Genomic DNA, 16,596 nt, shown 5'->3' on the forward strand with positions numbered 1-16,596 from the left:
ATCGCTGCGCCTAAGTCACCTGGTTGAACACCACCATCTTGTCGTCGGCCATCTCTTCCATCGTCCAGGGAATGCCACCGACCCCGTATCCTGACTGCCTGCGTCCGGAAAAAGGCATCCAATCGGTACGGAACGCGGTGTGGTCGTTGACGAGAACGGCCGATGCATCCAGATGTTTTGCCGCCCTGAGAGCAACCACTATGTCGGCGGAAAAGACGCTCGCCTGGAAGGCATAAGGCAGCGAGTTGGCAATGCGGATCGCTTGGTCGAGGTCGCGGTAGCCGTAGACGCAGGTCAGTGGTCCAAAGACCTCGAGCATGGACACTTTCGCCTCAGTAGGCGGGTTCAGCAGAACCGAAGGCAGAAGTGTCGTCTCGGACATCCGCCCACCGCCGATCTGCCTGGCTCCGGCGTCCGTCGCCTCCTTGATCCAGGCCGTGACGCGGTCTGCCTCGCGTGGCAGAATGAGCGGCCCTACCTCGGTTTGCATAAGCGTGGGATCGCCGACATGCAGGGCTGCCACCCTGGCAGCGAGAGCTTCGGTGAAGGAAGCGACAATATCTTCATGCACGAAGAGACGCTGGGCCGACACGCAGACCTGCCCGGCGTGATAATAGCCGCCTTTGACGATGGTGCCGACGATCGCATCGACCTTTGCGCTGCGGTCGACGATGACGGGTGCTGCTCCACCGTGCTCAAGCGCGCATCGGGTGCCCGGCGGCAGCTTGCTCTTGAGGGACCAGCCGACCTTCGCCGAGCCGATGAAGCTCAGAAACGCGACACGACGATCGATTGCCAAGGCTTCGGCAAGCACATTGTCCTCGGTGATGAGGGTCTGGCACCAGCGTTCGTCGAGACCGGCCTCCCAGAACAGCTTGACGATCTCGATACAGGAAACCGGGGTCGTTGCTGCCGGCTTGATGATCACCGGGCAACCGACTGCAATCGCCGGCGCGATCTGGTGGATGATGAGATTGAGCGGATGGTTGAAGGCCGAGATCGCCGCCACGACGCCGATCGGCTCCTTGGTGGTGAAAGCCCATCGGTTCGCGCTGGCCGCAGTCAGCCCCATAGGGATTTCCTTGCCGCCGAAATTGCGCAGCTCGTCCGCCGCATTGAGGAGGCCGTCGATCCCGCGCGTCACCTCGATGATTGCTTCGGTCAGCGGCTTGCCGCCTTCACGAGCGATCATCATCGCAAAACGATCGCGGTTCACCTGAAGAAGTGCCGACGCCTTCCTGAGGATTGCCATCCTCTGATGCGCGGGCAGCCAGCCATCGCGATCGGCGAAGGCTTTGGCGGCGAGCTGAAGCTTGCGCTCGAGCGCGGCCGCGTCGTCTGCCGGCAGCTCTGTTATCGGTTCGCGGTCGAACGCCTGGTAGACCTTCATGGCAAGCGGCATCTCAGACCTCCAATATCGCGGGGAGCCGTTCGCGAAGCTCCTTCACCAGCACGCATTCATTTTCAGAGTAGTCCACCGGCACATTCACCAGATGCACGCCACCGCCGGAGAACGCCTCTTCGAGGACCTGTTTGAACCGGCCGATATCATCGACCCTGGTTCCTTTGGCGCCGTAGGATTCGGCATATTTCACGAAGTCGGGATTGCCGAAGGTCATCCCGAAATCCGGGAACTCATCCACCGCCTGCTTCCAGCGGATCATGCCGTAGGCATTGTCCTCGATCACGAGGACAACGAGGTTGAGTTTGAGCCGGACGGCGGTTTCGAGTTCCTGGGAATTCATCATGAAGCCGCCGTCACCTGAGATGGCCATGACCCGTCGCTCGGGATAGAGCATCGAGGCAACCATCGCCGACGGCAGTCCGGCTCCCATCGTTGCAAGAGCGTTGTCGAGCAACAGCGTGTTCGCCATCCGCGTCCGGTAGTTCCGCGCGAACCAGATCTTGTACATGCCGTTGTCGAGCGCCAGGATGCCGTCATGCGGCATTACTTCTCTTATATCGTGGACCAGCCGCTGTGGGGTGAAACGATCCTCCGTCGCCCGCGCGGCGATGCGCTCGAGAATGCGCTCGCGCAGATGGAGAAGCGCCTGCGCATTCGGCAGCTTGCCCTCGAGGCGGTCGGCCAGCGCCTTCAGAGAGGGGCCGATGTCGCCGATGACCTCGGATTGCGGGAAATAGACCTGCTCGACGGTCGCCGGCTGATATCCGATATGGACGACCTTCGGGCCGCCCTTGCCCATGATGAACGGCGGCTTCTCGATCGTGTCATGGCCGATCGTGATGATGAGGTCGGCCTGTTCGATGGCCTCGTGGACATAATCCCGCTCCGATAGCGCCGCGGTGCCCATGTAAAGTTCGGTTCCACCTGGAACCGTTCCCTTCCCCATCTGGGTCGTGAAGAACGGGATGCGCGTGCGGATCACGAATTGGGCGATGTCAGAGGTCGAGCGGGGACGGGAGGCGGCGGCCCCGAACATCAGAAGCGGACGTTTGGCTGCGGCAATGAGTGCGGCGGCGCGGTCAAGCGCCGCGTCGCTTGCCGTCGGCAGTTCGAGCTGATGCGGCGCAATCAGCGCCACCTCCTGGCATTCTTCGGCCGCGATATCTTCCGGAAGCTCAAGATGCACCGGCCCCGGCCTTTCCTCCTGGGCGATGCGGAACGCCTCCCTGACCGTCGTCGGGATCATCTGCGGCGACACGATCTGCCTTGCGAGCTTGGTCAGCGGCTTCATCGACGCGACGACGTCGACCACCTGGAAGCGCGCCTGGCGGGACGAGAGGATGCCTTTCTGACCGGTGATCATCACCATCGGCATCGCCCCGAGCAGGGCGTATGCGGCACCCGTAGAGAGGTTCAGGGCGCCGGGCCCGAGAGTCGTCAGGCAGACGCCCGGCTTGCCTGTCAGGCGGCCATAGGTCGCCGCCATGAAAGCCGCCGCCTGCTCGTGTCGGGTGAGCACGAGCTCAATCGACGACTTGCGGATGGATTCGACAACGTCGAGATTCTCTTCGCCTGGGATGCCGAAAATGCGATCGACACCTTCGTTTTCAAGCGCTGCCACTAGAAGATCGGAGCCTTTGGTCATGGATGTGTGCCGCGCTGTTTGGTTAGAGGCTTCAAGAAAGGAAGGACCCCTCGAACATATGTTCTTATTCGCGCTCGTCCATGCGTTCGACGGCATTGGCGGTTGCCCTCAATCCTGGTGACCGGGAATTTGCAGATAAGATTTGCCGCGGGAATAAAAAAGCTGTCCGCAGTTCTGCCGGCAGACAGCTCTGACTGATGATGTGAGATGTTGCCGTTAGGCCGGCATCTCACGCGGTTGCCGGCAAAAGATCAGGTGCCTCGCTGTGAATTGCAAGCACCGCCTATAGCTGAAACGACCACTCTCGCGACCCGTCGCATTCTCGCTGATACCGAAACGCCCCAAGTCCGTTCGCGCCGCATCGACTGTGGGCGCGATAGGCCTGTCTTCTGTGCGAGCTGATAAAACAGATTTTGCTGAAAACGATCGTGAATGCGAAGGGGCTCTTGCGAGGAAGTTCTGTCGACGCCGGGTCACCGTAGCCGCAGTTGCTATCGGATAATGGGCAAGGCCAAGGTGAGGAGCGCGGCGAATACCATGACGACGCCATAAGGTATCTTCCGGCTCGCCCGAATTTCCTCGATGCGCATGAAAAAGGCGAGGTGTGCGACGGGCAATGGCACCGGCAGCCGCAGGGCCAGCAGTGTGACGATGCCAAGGACGAGGAGGAAAAACGAAAACGGCAGCATTCCATGCCATCCGACAAAAAGGCCGATCGGCAGAAAAAGCTTGGCATCCCCTGCACCAAACAGCCGGAACGCCCAGAGCGCCACTCCGAGCATAAACATCAGCAGACCGGCCCCGACGTCGCCGCCAATTCCGCTCGACGCAAAGAGAGCAGCGCCGACGTCCTCGGAGCCGAGCATCACGGCCACCGCGCGCAGTGCATAAAGTGTCACGAGCGCAAGCACGATCGCGTTGGGGATCTTCCATGTGCGGAAATCGGTCCAGGCGGCGTAGAGAAAAAGTAATACTGAAATCGAACTAATAACATCGAACATTTTCAGCATAGTATCCAACCTTTCGGGCTATTATGCGCTGATTTAAAGTTGAGTTCCAATAAAATCCGATGACGTATTCGGTTTTTACGAATTGACCCTGGACTTTCGTCTTAACCATAAAAGTATAGATGCCGATCGCCCGCGTATAAAACAATTGACTAAATTAGACTTAACAGATTATTAATACAACCAGTCGAAGGGGCGGTCTCGACGACAGAGCGGCCGGGGGAAATTACGGCGCACAACTTACCTGGGAGGTAAATTCTCGATGAAAGCACTTGTAAACTGCGTACGCGCTTTCGCGCGGGAAGAAGACGGCGTCGCACTCACTGAATACCTCATTCTGCTTGCCTTGCTGGTCGGCGGCGTGATTACGGCGGTGACATTGGCCGGCACCAATCTGGCTGCCGTTTGGACGGGATGGGCAGGGTGGTTCACCACCAATCTGGCTGTCCCAGCCTGATATTGGCGTTCTAAGAAGGGAGGGGTTTTTGTTAACCCCTCTCCTCTAAATTAGCAAAAATGAATGGATGCACTCCGTCCAGTGTAGCGAGTAACCGCGATGCGTTCTTCAACGATCTTAAGTCTCGTTATTGCGTTTGTACTTGCCGCCGCAGCAGTTTTCGGCATGCGCGAGTATCTCTCCGATCAGAAGGCCCGGCTGCTGGCGATGAACGGCGTGAAGGCCGAGGAACGGACACTCGTTGTCGCCGCCAAACCGATGCGCTTCGGCGACCGGATCCGGCCCGAAAATCTCAGAGCCATCCCATGGCCCTCCAATGAAACACCCGCAGGCTCGTTCGTCAGCGTCGAGCTGGTCGTTGGCAGCGATGCCCAGCCGCGCTATGCCATGGCGGCGATCGACCCCGGCGAGCCGGTGCTATCCTCGAAAATCACCGGTACCGGCGAACGCGCCACGCTGTCGGCGGCCCTCGACCAGGGCATGAAGGCCGTTTCCATCCGCGTCAACGACGTGCTCGGCGTTGCCGGCTTCGTCAGGCCTTCCGATCGCGTCGACGTGCTTCTGACGCGGGTCGTACGCGGGCCGACCGGCAACGACCAGACCTTCGTCGACGTGCTGCTGCAGGGCGTCAAGGTGCTGGCGGTGGACCAGACGGCCGACGAGCGCAAGGACGAACCATCCGTCGTGAAAACCGTGACTTTTGAAGTCACGACCGATGAGGCGCAGCGCCTTACCCTCGGCTCCAGCATCGGCACGCTCTCGCTGGCGCTTCGCAATATTGCCTCTGCCTCCATCGAGCAAACCCGGCCGATCACCGTTGCCGACCTTGGTGGCGGGGCGATGGCGACCGAACTCGGCAATGATCTGGAAAAGAATAAGTTGCCAGAACCTGAAAAACAAGTGCAGATTGTGGAGCCAAAGGTCGAACCGGTATTGCCGGTCGAGCCGAAGTGGGTGACGGTGGGGGTCTGGAACACGACGAAGCGCGAGGAGCACAGAGTCGGCCTGGTCCAGTGATGTTTAGGCGGCATGCCGCAGATGCGGCCAGCCGAATGAGGGGGCAACAGCAGGCATGGCGGATGGCAAGAGAAGAATCGCAAGTACGAAAAGCCTTGCGGCACTGGCGGCAGTGTTTTCGGCCTGTGTGTGTTTAGGTCCCGGATTTGCCGGCTGCGCCAACGCACAGGAAAAGTCGGTCACCTTAGGCAAATCGGTCCAGCGTGTGACGTTGCCTCCGAACGCGACGCTGACGCTCAACACCGGCCAGCCCTTCGGCGATCTCGTCATCGGCAGCGCCGATATGATTGACGTGGTGCCGCTTTCCGACAAGTCGCTGTTCATCCGCGGTAAGAAGGTCGGCGCCACCAATATCTCTGTCTATGGCGACGACAAGTCGCTTCTCGGCGTCATCGATGTCCGCGTTGCCAGCGATTTCAGCGAAGTCGCCGCCGCCATTCGCTCTGCCGCGCCCTCGGCCCGGGTTATCGTGGCCAATTCCAACGACCGCATTCGCCTGACGGGTATGGTTCGTGACGGCGTCGAATTGCAGCGGGTGATCGAAATTGCCCAGTCCTATTCCGATCAACCAGTGCTGAACCAGTTGCGCGTCAGTGACAGCCAGCAGGTGATGCTGGAGGTCCGTGTCATCGAAGCCTCGCGTCAGACGGGTCGTGACCTCGGGATCGGTTGGTCCGGGCGTGGCAACAATGGCATCGGCAAGGCAACGACCAGCCAGGGTATCGGTGTGAACGATGACGGCAGCCTGGCCCGTACCCTCGTTGACCCCAAGGGCGCGGCAACCGGCATGCTGCCCTTCGGCCAGTTGATCGCCAAGGTGCTGGAAATTTCGGGCGGCCGCATCGACGTGGTCATCAACGCGCTCGAGCAGAAGGGATTGGTGCGTCGTCTGGCTCAGCCGAACCTCATCGCCATGAGCGGCTCGACCGCCAGCTTCCATGCCGGCGGTGAAGTGCCGATCCTGAAGACGACCAACAACGGCACGACAGTCGCCACCGAGACGGACTATCGCCCCTTCGGTGTGCGGCTGACCTTCAAACCGGTGGTGCTTGACGACGGCGTCATCAATCTGGAAATCGAGCCTGAGGTTTCCGAGCTTGATCCGTCGATCAACGTCAACGGCAATCCGGGTTTCATCTCGCGCGCGGCCAGCACCACGGTCGCACTTCGCGACGGCCAGAGCTTTGCCATGGCAGGCCTGCTGCAGTCGATCAATGCCAAGGACATCCAGCAATTGCCGGGCCTGGGGAAGATACCGATCCTCGGCGCGCTGTTCCGCTCGACGAGTTTTCAGAAGAAGGAATCCGACCTCGTGATCGTTGTCACGCCGCACATCGTGCGGCCCGCCCGCCCGGGTGAGGACCTCTATAGTCCACTCGATCAGACGCGGTCGTCCAACGACGTCGAGCTTTTCGCGCTCGGGGTCCTGGAAGTCGACAAGGACATGCTCCGGCGCTTTCGCAACGGCGAAGGTGTGACCGGGCCTTATGGCCATCGTCTCGACCTGAACCAGGGAGCCCAAGTTGTTGCTACAAAACGCTAAGCGCGTCCTTCTCGTCCTTGCGGCCACCGGCCTGGTTTCCGGCTGCGCCGACTACATGAACCATCGAGACTCGATCACCTTCGGGCTCGGGAACGCCATGGAAGCAAACAAGGCCATCCATACAGAGGACCCGTTCCCGCCAGAAGCCCAGCGAACCCGTATCGCAAGCGACGGCAAGGTGATCCGCAGGGTGATGACCGAGTACCAGAACGGTGGGGTGGGGGTCATTCAGCCGTCGCCCGCTATGGAGGCCAACGGTGCGTCCAATGGGGCCACCATCAGCCAGTAGCGGTTCGAAAGGCATGAACGGCGGTAGCGCGCCGGAAGGGAAATGCACGAAACAGGGTCGTCACGACGAAAGCCGTGATGGGGGTAGGCCAATGCTGAGCAGGGTTGTCAGACGGTTCTGGAACGATCATCGTGGCTATGTTATCGCCTTGACGCTCATCGCCATGCCTATGCTTCTCGGCTTTTCGCTGCTGGTCATCGATGTCGGCCGCAGTAGCAACCTGCACACCGATCTCCAGAACGCGGTCGATGCAATGGCGCTCGCCGGAGCCCGCGAACTCGATGGCCGCGACGATGCCATTTCGAGGGCGCAGACGTCGATCGAGAAAATCGCCAATAGCGCGGCTTTTTCCGGCGGCGGGGCCGGCATGTCGCTCGGCTCGCACATCAGCATGACCTATAACGCCGGAAACGACGCCGGCAGCACGGTCACCGTGTTTTTTCTGAAGAACATCCCGGCCAGTGACGATACATCAATCCCGGCTTCGATGAAAACGACGGTGGCGAGCGAAGCGTCCTATGCCTGGGTCATCGCCAAGCCGCAAGCGATGCAGACCATCTTTCCGGTTCCGGTTGGGTTCACCCGCAGTACGATCAATATCGCTGCCGATGCCGTGGCCGTATACCATGCCAGCGCCTGCGACGTGACGCCGATCTTTATCTGCAATCCGTTCGAGCCCGCAGGGAACACGAGTGAAAGCGCCAGCGAAACTGCAGCAACGGCCCTACACACCAATTTTGCCGCCGGCAATCTCTACGGGCGACAGATCGAGCTTCACAGCACCTCGGTGTCCAATCCCGGTCCCGGCAATTTCGGGTTCCTGCGCACCCCGTTGGGCAATGGTGCGTCCGTGCTGGCGGAGGCTCTTGCCACCGGCAATCCCGGCGCCTGCTATACACAGGACAATCTCGATACGGAGACCGGCGGAATGGCGGGGCCGATCGAGGACGGGGTGAATACGCGCTTCGGCTATTACTCCTCCTCCTTCAACAAGTCGAAGGGAGATTATCGATACCGTCCTGCCCAAAACGTACGCTCCGCTCGGGCAATCACCAAGGGAAAGGCGGGCTGCGACACCTATGATCCCGTCAAGGTTGGAGAGGTTGTCGGCGATGCGACCAAGGCTTTGCCGCTCGGCTACGGAGCGGCCATGGCCTCGCTTTCCGGCGGCAAGATCAGCAGCAGCAACAATTGGGATTACACGACCTATTGGAACGTCGCGCAGGGCACGGCTGCGCCATCGGTGAGCACGGTCCTCAGCAACTACTCCAGTTATCCCCCGCAGGCGACTGGAACACCAAGCCGACCCTCCGCATACGATGTTTATCGTTACGAGCTTGCCAACGCATCTCTGATCAACCATGCCTCGGCGAATGGCGAGACCGGCAAACCGGTAATGGGCGGCCAGTGCTATACCGGCCCGGACCTTTCGAGCTATACGGCGGCCGAATATGGTGATCGCCGCGAAATCTTCTCAGCCATTGTCAATTGTGGCTATGAAGCCTCGGTCGGCCATTTAAACGGTCACAAGGCCACACGCGCCGTGGCCTTCGCGCGCATGTTCCTGACCAAGCCGGCGATAAAGGATTCCAGCGAACGATACCTTTCCCTGGAGATGATCGACATCACCGGCAAGGGTGGTCGCGGTACGGCAGACGAATTGCTGCGGGAAGAAGCGGAGCTGGTCAGATGATGGCGCTCCGCAATTTTATACGGGATCGGCTTTGCCTCGGCTTCTTGCGGCGTGAGGAAGGCGCAGTGCTTGCCGAAGCGCTGCTCGCCATCCCCTTTGTGACGATCTTTGCGGCTGGTATACTCGAGTTTGGCAGCATCTTCTGGCAGCGTATGCAGATCGACGCAGGCTTGCGCGATGCGGGGCGTTACCTCTCGCGATGCCGGCCGGTGTCGGGAACCTATGTGCCGACATGCAATCAGGCGACTGCGAAGACGATCGCCTTTTACGGAACGCAAACACCCGCGGCAGGCGCCATACCCCGCGTCCCCGGCTGGAATAACCCTGCCGACATCACCATCACTGCGCCGAATGCGGACGGGGACATCACCATTTCCACCGCTCATCTCTACCAGACCTCGCCGGTGTTCGGCTTTCTGGGAATCGGCGCCATCACCATCAGTTCCTTCCATGAAGAGAGATACATCGGATGGTGAGCTCTAGGGCAATCAAGGCATTCTGGCAGGATAGCAGCGGTGTCAGCCTTGTCGAAGCATTGCTGACCTTTCCGATCGTCATGCTGGTGTTCGCCGCCTTCATCGAGTTCGGCTACGCGATGTCGCAGTGGAATCAGACGGTCAAGGCACTGCAATATGGCGCCCGTTTGGCGGCAGTATCCGATCCGCTGACCACGAATTTCAATGCCGTTTTCCCAACAGATGCCGCCGATCCACTCAACAACGGCAAAGCGGCGCCGAACGATGCAACAATATCCTCGACCTGCGGACCGGCTCTTGCAAACTGCACGGCGGCATTGAACCGGATTGTCCGGGGAAGCGACGGCGTTTGCAACGCGGGTATTGATCCTCGCCCCGGCATTTGCGACCTAAATTGGCGCATCACGCCGGATAAGCTGATGGTCACCTATCAGCGATCGGGGCTCGGCTATTGGGGCCGGCCGGACGGGCCTGTGCTGACGATGCGGCTGGAGGTGCGCAACATCACCTTCGATCTGCCGGTTCTCGGCGGCCTGTTGGGACTGAACGACGTCACCATCCCCGCCCATCCGGTGACGATCACGACGGAAGATCTGAAGACGTGCTCCACCTGCTGACTCCTTAATTTACGCGTAGGAAAGCGAAAATGACAGCGCACATGAACATTGCCGCATCTACCAAGATCCTGGTCCTCTCCGACGACGCGGCTGCAGCGAGCTTCATGCTCGATACGTTCGGGTCGCTTTCGCGGTACGATGTCCGCCATCTCGCGCTGAAGGCGCTCGCGGAAAAGGGCCGGTTCGATCCGGCGCAGTTCGATCTGATCGTTCTCGACGTCGACAATGGGACATTGCTGCAGCAGCCGGAGCTTTTCACGTTTCGCACCAGCTATCGGGACATTCCGCTCGTCGTGGTTTCCGAAGACCTGCCTGATGACATGCTGCGGCTGCTCTTCCGCCTGAACGGCAATGACTGGCTGAAGAAGCCACTCGAGCGCCGGGCACTGATCGACATGATTTCGACCCATGCGCCGGGCACCGGAGCGAGCGACAGCCGGGTGCATGCAGTGGTCTCGGCCGTCGGCGGCGCCGGCGCCAGCGTGATCGCTTCGTCGCTTGCTCATGTACTGGCCCAGCCGACCAAGAATTCCACACCGCGGATTGACCTGTTCGACACGGATTTTTGCTCCGGGGCGCTTGGCTATTATCTCAACCTTGTGAACGACTACGACTTGAAACCGGTCATCGCCAATCCCTCCCGGGTCGATCTGGAATTCATCGATCTGGTCCGAAAGCGGCATTCGGGGGGCTTTTCACTGCTGTCTTTCAAGCAGCCATCCGTCCTTCTGGCGCCGAAGGGCCGTGAACTCGTGCTGCGTATGCTCGACGTCGCCGCCTTCGAGAGCGATCACACGATCATCGACGTTCCCTATTATGACACGCCGTGGAAATACGAGGTGCTCACTTCGGTCAACAGCGTCTGCATCGTCACCGAAATGACGGTGCCTGCGCTTTCTCAAGCCAAGGATCTGTTTGCCAATCTGGTACGGCTGCGGGGCAGTGCGGACCAGATATTCATCGTCATCAACAAATACCGCGCCAAGCTTTTCGGCCTCGGCCTGCGCCGGCAACAGACGGAGAAGATATTCAAGGATATCCCGACGCATGTCATTGCGGATGACTGGGAGACTTTGAGCGAGGCGGTCAACCGCGGCGTGCTGCCATTTCAAGTGAATTCCCGGGCGCGCTTCTGCGGCGCGGTCGGCAAGCTTGGAGCACTGGTGCGATGAAGGCGATCATAAGGTCCTGCGCAGCCGGTGCCGGCCTTGCCGTTTTGGCAATTCTGGCCGCTGTCGGAGATGCAGCGGCAAGCGGGCTTGTGCCACGCAGCCTCGGGCCGACGACAAGCGCCGTGGTGCCGATCGAAAAAAACTACGCGGCAGGGACAATCGTCATCGTCAGCGGCAACCGTACGCTGGATCTCGTCATCTCCGAAGGGCGCGCGATCCGCTACAAGATCGGCGTCGGGCGAGACGGGTTTCGCTGGAGCGGTACCGTCAAGATCGGACGCAAGGCAGAATGGCCCGACTGGCGCCCGCCTGCCGAGATGAAGGCACGCGCAGCCGGGCTTCCGGACCTGGTGCCTGCCGGGCCGCTCAATCCTTTGGGTGCTCGCGGGATCTATCTCTACAAGGGTGGGGCCGACACGCTCTACCGCATTCATGGAACAAACGAGCAGTCGACGGTCGGCGGTTTTGCGTCATCGGGCTGTTTTCGCATGAGCAATGCCGACGTCATCGATCTCTATGAGAGGGTGAAGGTCGGTTCCACGGTCATTGTAAAATAGTTCAGGAGTGGGGCGCATGGCGAGCGGTATCATGGGGCGTTTCTACAGGCAGGAGCCGGAAAAGCGGGAACATCCGGAGACGGCCGAACTGTCTTTGCTCGGCGCGGCTCAGGCCATGCCTGCCCAACCGGCCTCCGACAGCGCCGCGACGAGTGACGAAGAGGCTTCGCTCGGGCCGGATATGGTCTCCGAGCGGGTCAATCTCCACCGCTACCTGCTCGATCGCATCAATCTCGGGATCCTCGATACACTCGACAACGAGGAGATCGCCACCGAGATCCGGCCATTGGTCAAGGACTATATCCGGACCAACAATTTTCCGCTGAATGCCAAGGAAATCAATGATCTGATCCGCGATATCACCGACGAGATGCTCGGGCTCGGACCGATCGAGCCGCTGCTGGCCGACGACACGATCGCAGATATTCTCATCAACGGCTACAACAGCGTCTATGTCGAGCGCAGCGGCAAGCTCGAGAGCACCGCCGTCCGTTTCAAGGATGAGGATCATCTCCTTCGGGTGATTAACAAGATCGTCTCGGCGGTTGGCCGCCGTGTCGACGAGTCGACGCCGATGGTCGACGCTCGCCTCAAGGATGGCTCGCGCGTCAACGTCGCCATCAGGCCGATCTCGGTCGATGGACCGCTCGTTTCCATTCGCAAATTCACCCGCAAGCCGCTGACAATGGAGCGCCTCGTGCAATATGGCGCTATGGCCGATGCGATGCGCATCCTTCTCAGCGCCGCGGTCAAGGGCAAGGTGTCCATGGTCATTTCAGGCGGCACCGGTTCTGGCAAGACCACCTTGCTCAACGCTCTCTCGTCGCAGATTTCTCCAAGGGAGCGCCTGATCACCATCGAGGATGCGGCCGAGCTTCAACTCCAGCAGCCGCATGTCGGACGTTTGGAAACCCGCCCGCCGACGCTCGACGGACGCAACGAGATCCGTCAACGCGAACTTTTGAAAAACGCCCTGCGCATGCGTCCCGATCGTATCATCGTCGGCGAAGTTCGCGGCGACGAAGCGTTCGACATGCTGCAGGCGATGAATACCGGTCACGAGGGATCGATGACGACCATTCACGCCAATACGCCGCGCGATGCCGTCGGTCGGCTTGAGCAGATGGTCGGCATGGCCGGGATGCCGATGTCGCAGATGAGCATTCGCTCGCAGATCTCCTCCGCCATCACCATGATCGTGCAGGTCCAGCGCCTGAGCGACGGTACCCGCAAAGTCGTCTCGATTTCCGAGATCACCGGCATGGAGGGCGAAGTCGTGCAGATGCAGGAGATTATGAAATTCAAGAAACTCGGCACCGATGAAGGCGGACGAATCCATGGAGAATTCCGCGCCACCGGCATTCGGCCGCGGTTCGTCGAGGAATTTGCCGAACTCGGGATCGAGATCCCTGTGACGATTTTTGATCCCGGTAAACCGCTGCAGACGGGACCTGTCCAATGATCCTGCTTCTCCTTTACGCGGCCGTTTTCACCGCCGCCCTTGTTGCTGTCGAAGCGGTCATGCGCGGCTACTTCAAGACATCCGAACGCCACCGCGCGGTGAACCATCGGCTGAGCTTGCTCGAGGTCAGCGATGATCATCGCAAGACCTATAGTGATATGCTCAAGGAGCGCGGGGCCGGCGGCAGTTGGCGGCAGACCCCCTTGATGCAGCGGCTGCTGCAGTTCTACGCCCAGTCGGGAATCAAGTTCGATGCCAAGCGATTTGCTCTCTTCGCCATCGCGGGCGCTCTTTTGACGTGGCTGGTCGTTCAAATCCTCCTGCCGAACACTCTGTTCAGAGTGCCAGCCTTTCTGCTGATCTGCCTTCTCATCCCCGCACTCGTCGTCTGGCGCGCCCGGGTGCGCCGCATGAGGAAATTCGAACAGAAGCTTCCTGAAGCGCTCGATGTCGCCAATCGCAGCTTGGCCGCCGGCCACCCGCTGCCGGCGGCGATTTCGTTGGTGGCACGCGAGATGCCCGATCCGATCGGCACCGAGTTCGGCCTGCTCTCGGATGAACTCACCTACGGCGTGACGCTAGACGACGCCCTTGTGAACTTGGCCGACCGGGTCGGCGTCGAGGATCTGAACCTGCTTGCGATATCGCTGAGCGTACAGGCGGGAACCGGCGGCAACCTCGTGGAGATCTTGCAGAACCTTTCGAAGACGCTGCGAGACCGCATGCTACTGAAGGCAAAGGTCAGGGCGATTTCCTCGGAAGGACGCATTACGGCGATCGTCATGTCAATGTATCCGTTTCTGCTCTACGCGATGATCAAGGCGTTGTCGCCGACCTACTTCGATCCCGTCTGGGAGAGCGGCCACGGAGCCATCGTCGTGACCGTGCTGCTGGCCGTCATGGCGATCGGGAATGTCATTCTCTACAAGATGGTCAACTTCGAGTACTGAGGCGGTCATGTCGAGTGAGTATGGAATTTACCTGATCGTCTTCTTTGCAGTGCTGATATTCTCTGCAACAGCGTCGGAATTGTATTTTCGACGGCGCGAGGTCTCGGTTCGGGTCTCAAAGAGCTCGGCGGCAACAGGCGAGGAGTTCCACCTTGGCGATACGACGATTGCCGATCTCGGCGAGGCGGAAAACCGCCTGATCCGTCGCTATTTCGAGATTACGCGACGTGACACCAATGCGAACTCCACCCAGAACCGGCTGATCAGGGCAGGCTATTTCGCCGCCGGCGCCGTGACCACCTTCCAGGTGGTTCGCGCAGTGGTCTGTATCGGCGTGCTGGTCGCGGCGGTCTGGGCTCTCAATTGGGTCGTGCCGGACATGTCTCGGGTGGTTACGCTGGTTGTTGCCATGTTTGCTGCGGGCGTAACCTTCATTCTGGTCAACATCTATATCGACCGGCGTGGCGCCGCCAAAGAGAGGGAGTACCGCCGCCTTTTTCCCGATTTTATGGATATGCTGATCGTCTGCCTCGATGCGGGCATGAGCATCGAGGCAGCGGCGAACCGAGTTGCCCGGGAATTCGTCGACAAGCGGCAGGACTTCGGCCTGCACCTCTCGATCATGATGCTGGAAGTGCGAGGAGGCCGGCGCTTACGCGAGGCGCTTGCGAACCTTGCCGTCCGCCTGAGGATTGACGAAGCCCGGGCGCTATCCGTTCTGTTCCGCCAATCGGAGGAACTGGGGACGAGCGTAACGCAGACGTTGCGGGTCTACTGCAAGGAAATGCGCGACCTCCGTATTATTCGCGCGGAGGAAAAGGCGAACGCCTTGCCGGTCAAGATGCTGCTGCCGCTCGGCGCGTTCCTTTTTCCGGTAAGTCTCATCATCGTTCTCGTTCCCGTTGTTATCCGCGTCATCAGTCTTCTTCTCAGCATGAGCCCCAGCGGTTGAGCCAAGCGAGGTCATATGCAGTATTCGCTCGAACATGATCGTAACGATGCCACCATTCCTCTCGACCCGCGCATGCCGATGGCACCGACAAGCCTGGAACAAGCCGGACTGGATCCGTCGTTCCTCCTCCGGCTGGCGTCAAAATGTGCAGCCGAGCAGGATACAACCACGGCATCTCATCTGGCTGAGCGGATGAAATTGCCGAAAGTGATCGTCAATATCCTGATCAAGGAACTCGTGAAACTCGCATGCCTCGAGGCGCGCGGCCTGGCTGGCGAGGATGTCAGATCCGATATTCGATATGCGCTTTCAATGAAGGGGTTCGAATATGCCCACGCGGCGTCGCGTCAAAGCCAATATGTCGGGCCGGCGCCGGTGTCGCTGGACGCGTTCTGCCGGCAAATAGGCTTGCAGTCCATCCATGACGAGCGCGTAACGCCAGAGCGGCTGACCGAAAGCCTTGACGGGCTGGTGCTCTCAGACGCCTTGGTCGAAAAGCTGGGCCCGGCCATCAACTCCGGTCGCTCGATCCTGCTCTACGGACCACCCGGAAACGGAAAGACGAGTATTGCCGAGCGGACGTCGCAACTGTTTCGTCAAACAATCTGGGTGCCCTATGCCATCGAGGTCGGCGGCCATGTCATCAGTTTCTATGACGAAGCCGTGCATCATCCTGTATCGGAGGCTGACACACAATCCCATCCGAAAGCGGATCAACGATGGATCGAATGCCGCCGTCCGGTGATCAAGACGGGCGGGGAATTGACCCTCGATCAGCTCGATCTCACCTTCAACGCGGGACCGAATGTCTATGAAGCGCCCATCCACTTGAAGGCATCAGGCGGCGTTTTCATCATCGACGACTTCGGGCGTCAACAAGTGGCGCCGCAGGCGCTTATCAATCGCTGGATTGTGCCGCTCGAGCGCGGATATGATTTCCTGACGCTGCACACCGGCAAGAAGTTCAAGGTTCCCTTTGACGAGCTGGTGGTATTTTCGACGAATATCGCACCGAAGGATCTTTCTGATGAGGCGGGCTTGCGGCGCCTCAAATACAAGATCTTTGTGAACACTCCGTCGCGCGACGAATATATCAGAATCTTCAAATCCTATGCCAGCGGCACGGGATTGGTTGTCTGTGATCCAGACCTGAATCTTTTCTACGATCGCAAGTATAATGGCGATGTGCTAGCGTCTTGCTATCATCCAAAATATCTTCTGGATTTCGTCAGTTCTTACTGCGAGTTCAAGGGCATAGCTGGGATCGCGTCGCTCGGTATGCTCGAACGGGCGTGGGAAGGTGTATTTACGTCGGAATGATGCGGGCTTGTCGCTGACACGGGGTGTTCCTGGA

16 protein-coding genes are annotated in these 16,596 nt (G+C 59.7%); 13 read left to right on the forward strand and 3 right to left on the reverse strand.

Translation table 11 applies throughout. The features are described from left to right. Window positions 1-10: 10 nt before the first annotated feature. The 3 genes from ACS4RR_RS29000 to ACS4RR_RS29010 form a co-directional block, all read right to left on the reverse strand. Window positions 11-1,402: an aldehyde dehydrogenase family protein gene (locus tag ACS4RR_RS29000; protein WP_456190506.1), complete on the reverse strand. Its 1,392-nt coding sequence runs from the start codon at window positions 1,400-1,402 to the stop codon at window positions 11-13. A 1-nt stretch (window position 1,403) separates the two neighbouring features. After that, window positions 1,404-3,050 (reverse strand): acetolactate synthase large subunit, encoded by a 1,647-nt coding sequence (locus tag ACS4RR_RS29005; protein ID WP_260111422.1) that lies wholly within the window; start codon window positions 3,048-3,050, stop codon window positions 1,404-1,406. A gap of 491 nt (window positions 3,051-3,541) precedes the next feature. Beyond that, window positions 3,542-4,060, reverse strand: a complete 519-nt coding sequence (locus ACS4RR_RS29010) for a prepilin peptidase (protein ID WP_260111421.1) — start codon at window positions 4,058-4,060, stop codon at window positions 3,542-3,544. 259 nt (window positions 4,061-4,319) lie between these two features. Between ACS4RR_RS29010 and ACS4RR_RS29015 the strand changes: the two genes are divergently transcribed. From ACS4RR_RS29015 to ACS4RR_RS29075, 13 genes are all read left to right on the forward strand, one after another. Then, window positions 4,320-4,514 (forward strand): Flp family type IVb pilin, encoded by a 195-nt coding sequence (locus tag ACS4RR_RS29015; protein ID WP_260111420.1) that lies wholly within the window; start codon window positions 4,320-4,322, stop codon window positions 4,512-4,514. A gap of 99 nt (window positions 4,515-4,613) precedes the next feature. Then, on the forward strand, window positions 4,614-5,531 hold the full coding sequence (gene cpaB, locus ACS4RR_RS29020; RefSeq protein WP_222281332.1) for a Flp pilus assembly protein CpaB: 918 nt from the start codon (window positions 4,614-4,616) through the stop codon (window positions 5,529-5,531). A gap of 55 nt (window positions 5,532-5,586) precedes the next feature. Next, a complete protein-coding gene (locus ACS4RR_RS29025) occupies window positions 5,587-7,074 on the forward strand; it encodes a type II and III secretion system protein family protein (RefSeq protein ID WP_260111419.1) in 1,488 nt (495 codons plus the stop codon). After that, entirely contained in the window at window positions 7,058-7,363 is a 306-nt protein-coding gene (locus tag ACS4RR_RS29030; protein WP_260111418.1) for a hypothetical protein, read from the forward strand. The genes ACS4RR_RS29025 and ACS4RR_RS29030 overlap by 17 nt, the downstream gene beginning before the upstream one ends. Before the next feature lie 91 nt (window positions 7,364-7,454). Continuing rightward, window positions 7,455-9,056 carry a TadE/TadG family type IV pilus assembly protein gene (locus ACS4RR_RS29035; protein ID WP_260111417.1) on the forward strand — a complete coding sequence of 534 codons (1,602 nt, stop codon included), beginning with the start codon at window positions 7,455-7,457 and terminating at the stop codon, window positions 9,054-9,056. Continuing rightward, window positions 9,053-9,532 carry a TadE/TadG family type IV pilus assembly protein gene (locus ACS4RR_RS29040; protein ID WP_260111416.1) on the forward strand — a complete coding sequence of 160 codons (480 nt, stop codon included), beginning with the start codon at window positions 9,053-9,055 and terminating at the stop codon, window positions 9,530-9,532. The genes ACS4RR_RS29035 and ACS4RR_RS29040 overlap by 4 nt, the downstream gene beginning before the upstream one ends. Beyond that, window positions 9,526-10,149 (forward strand): TadE/TadG family type IV pilus assembly protein, encoded by a 624-nt coding sequence (locus ACS4RR_RS29045; RefSeq protein WP_260111415.1) that lies wholly within the window; start codon window positions 9,526-9,528, stop codon window positions 10,147-10,149. Before ACS4RR_RS29040 ends, ACS4RR_RS29045 begins: the two co-directional genes overlap by 7 nt. A 29-nt stretch (window positions 10,150-10,178) precedes the next feature. Then, a complete protein-coding gene (locus ACS4RR_RS29050; protein WP_260111414.1) occupies window positions 10,179-11,321 on the forward strand; it encodes a pilus assembly protein in 1,143 nt (380 codons plus the stop codon). After that, on the forward strand, window positions 11,318-11,878 hold the full coding sequence (locus ACS4RR_RS29055) for a L,D-transpeptidase (protein WP_170255613.1): 561 nt from the start codon (window positions 11,318-11,320) through the stop codon (window positions 11,876-11,878). Before ACS4RR_RS29050 ends, ACS4RR_RS29055 begins: the two co-directional genes overlap by 4 nt. A 16-nt stretch (window positions 11,879-11,894) precedes the next feature. Beyond that, on the forward strand, window positions 11,895-13,340 hold the full coding sequence (locus ACS4RR_RS29060) for a TadA family conjugal transfer-associated ATPase (protein WP_260111412.1): 1,446 nt from the start codon (window positions 11,895-11,897) through the stop codon (window positions 13,338-13,340). Continuing rightward, the gene (locus ACS4RR_RS29065) at window positions 13,337-14,290 is read left to right on the forward strand and encodes a type II secretion system F family protein (RefSeq protein ID WP_260111411.1); all 954 of its coding nucleotides are present in this window, start codon (window positions 13,337-13,339) and stop codon (window positions 14,288-14,290) included. Before ACS4RR_RS29060 ends, ACS4RR_RS29065 begins: the two co-directional genes overlap by 4 nt. A 7-nt stretch (window positions 14,291-14,297) precedes the next feature. Beyond that, window positions 14,298-15,242 carry a type II secretion system F family protein gene (locus ACS4RR_RS29070; protein WP_260111410.1) on the forward strand — a complete coding sequence of 315 codons (945 nt, stop codon included), beginning with the start codon at window positions 14,298-14,300 and terminating at the stop codon, window positions 15,240-15,242. A gap of 15 nt (window positions 15,243-15,257) precedes the next feature. Next, a complete protein-coding gene (locus ACS4RR_RS29075) occupies window positions 15,258-16,562 on the forward strand; it encodes a DUF8689 domain-containing protein (RefSeq protein WP_260111409.1) in 1,305 nt (434 codons plus the stop codon). Window positions 16,563-16,596 lie beyond the last annotated feature (34 nt).

It is taken from the genome of Rhizobium zaerense, assembly GCF_051810725.1.
In the GTDB taxonomy this organism is placed as follows: domain Bacteria; phylum Pseudomonadota; class Alphaproteobacteria; order Rhizobiales; family Rhizobiaceae; genus Rhizobium; species Rhizobium leguminosarum_I.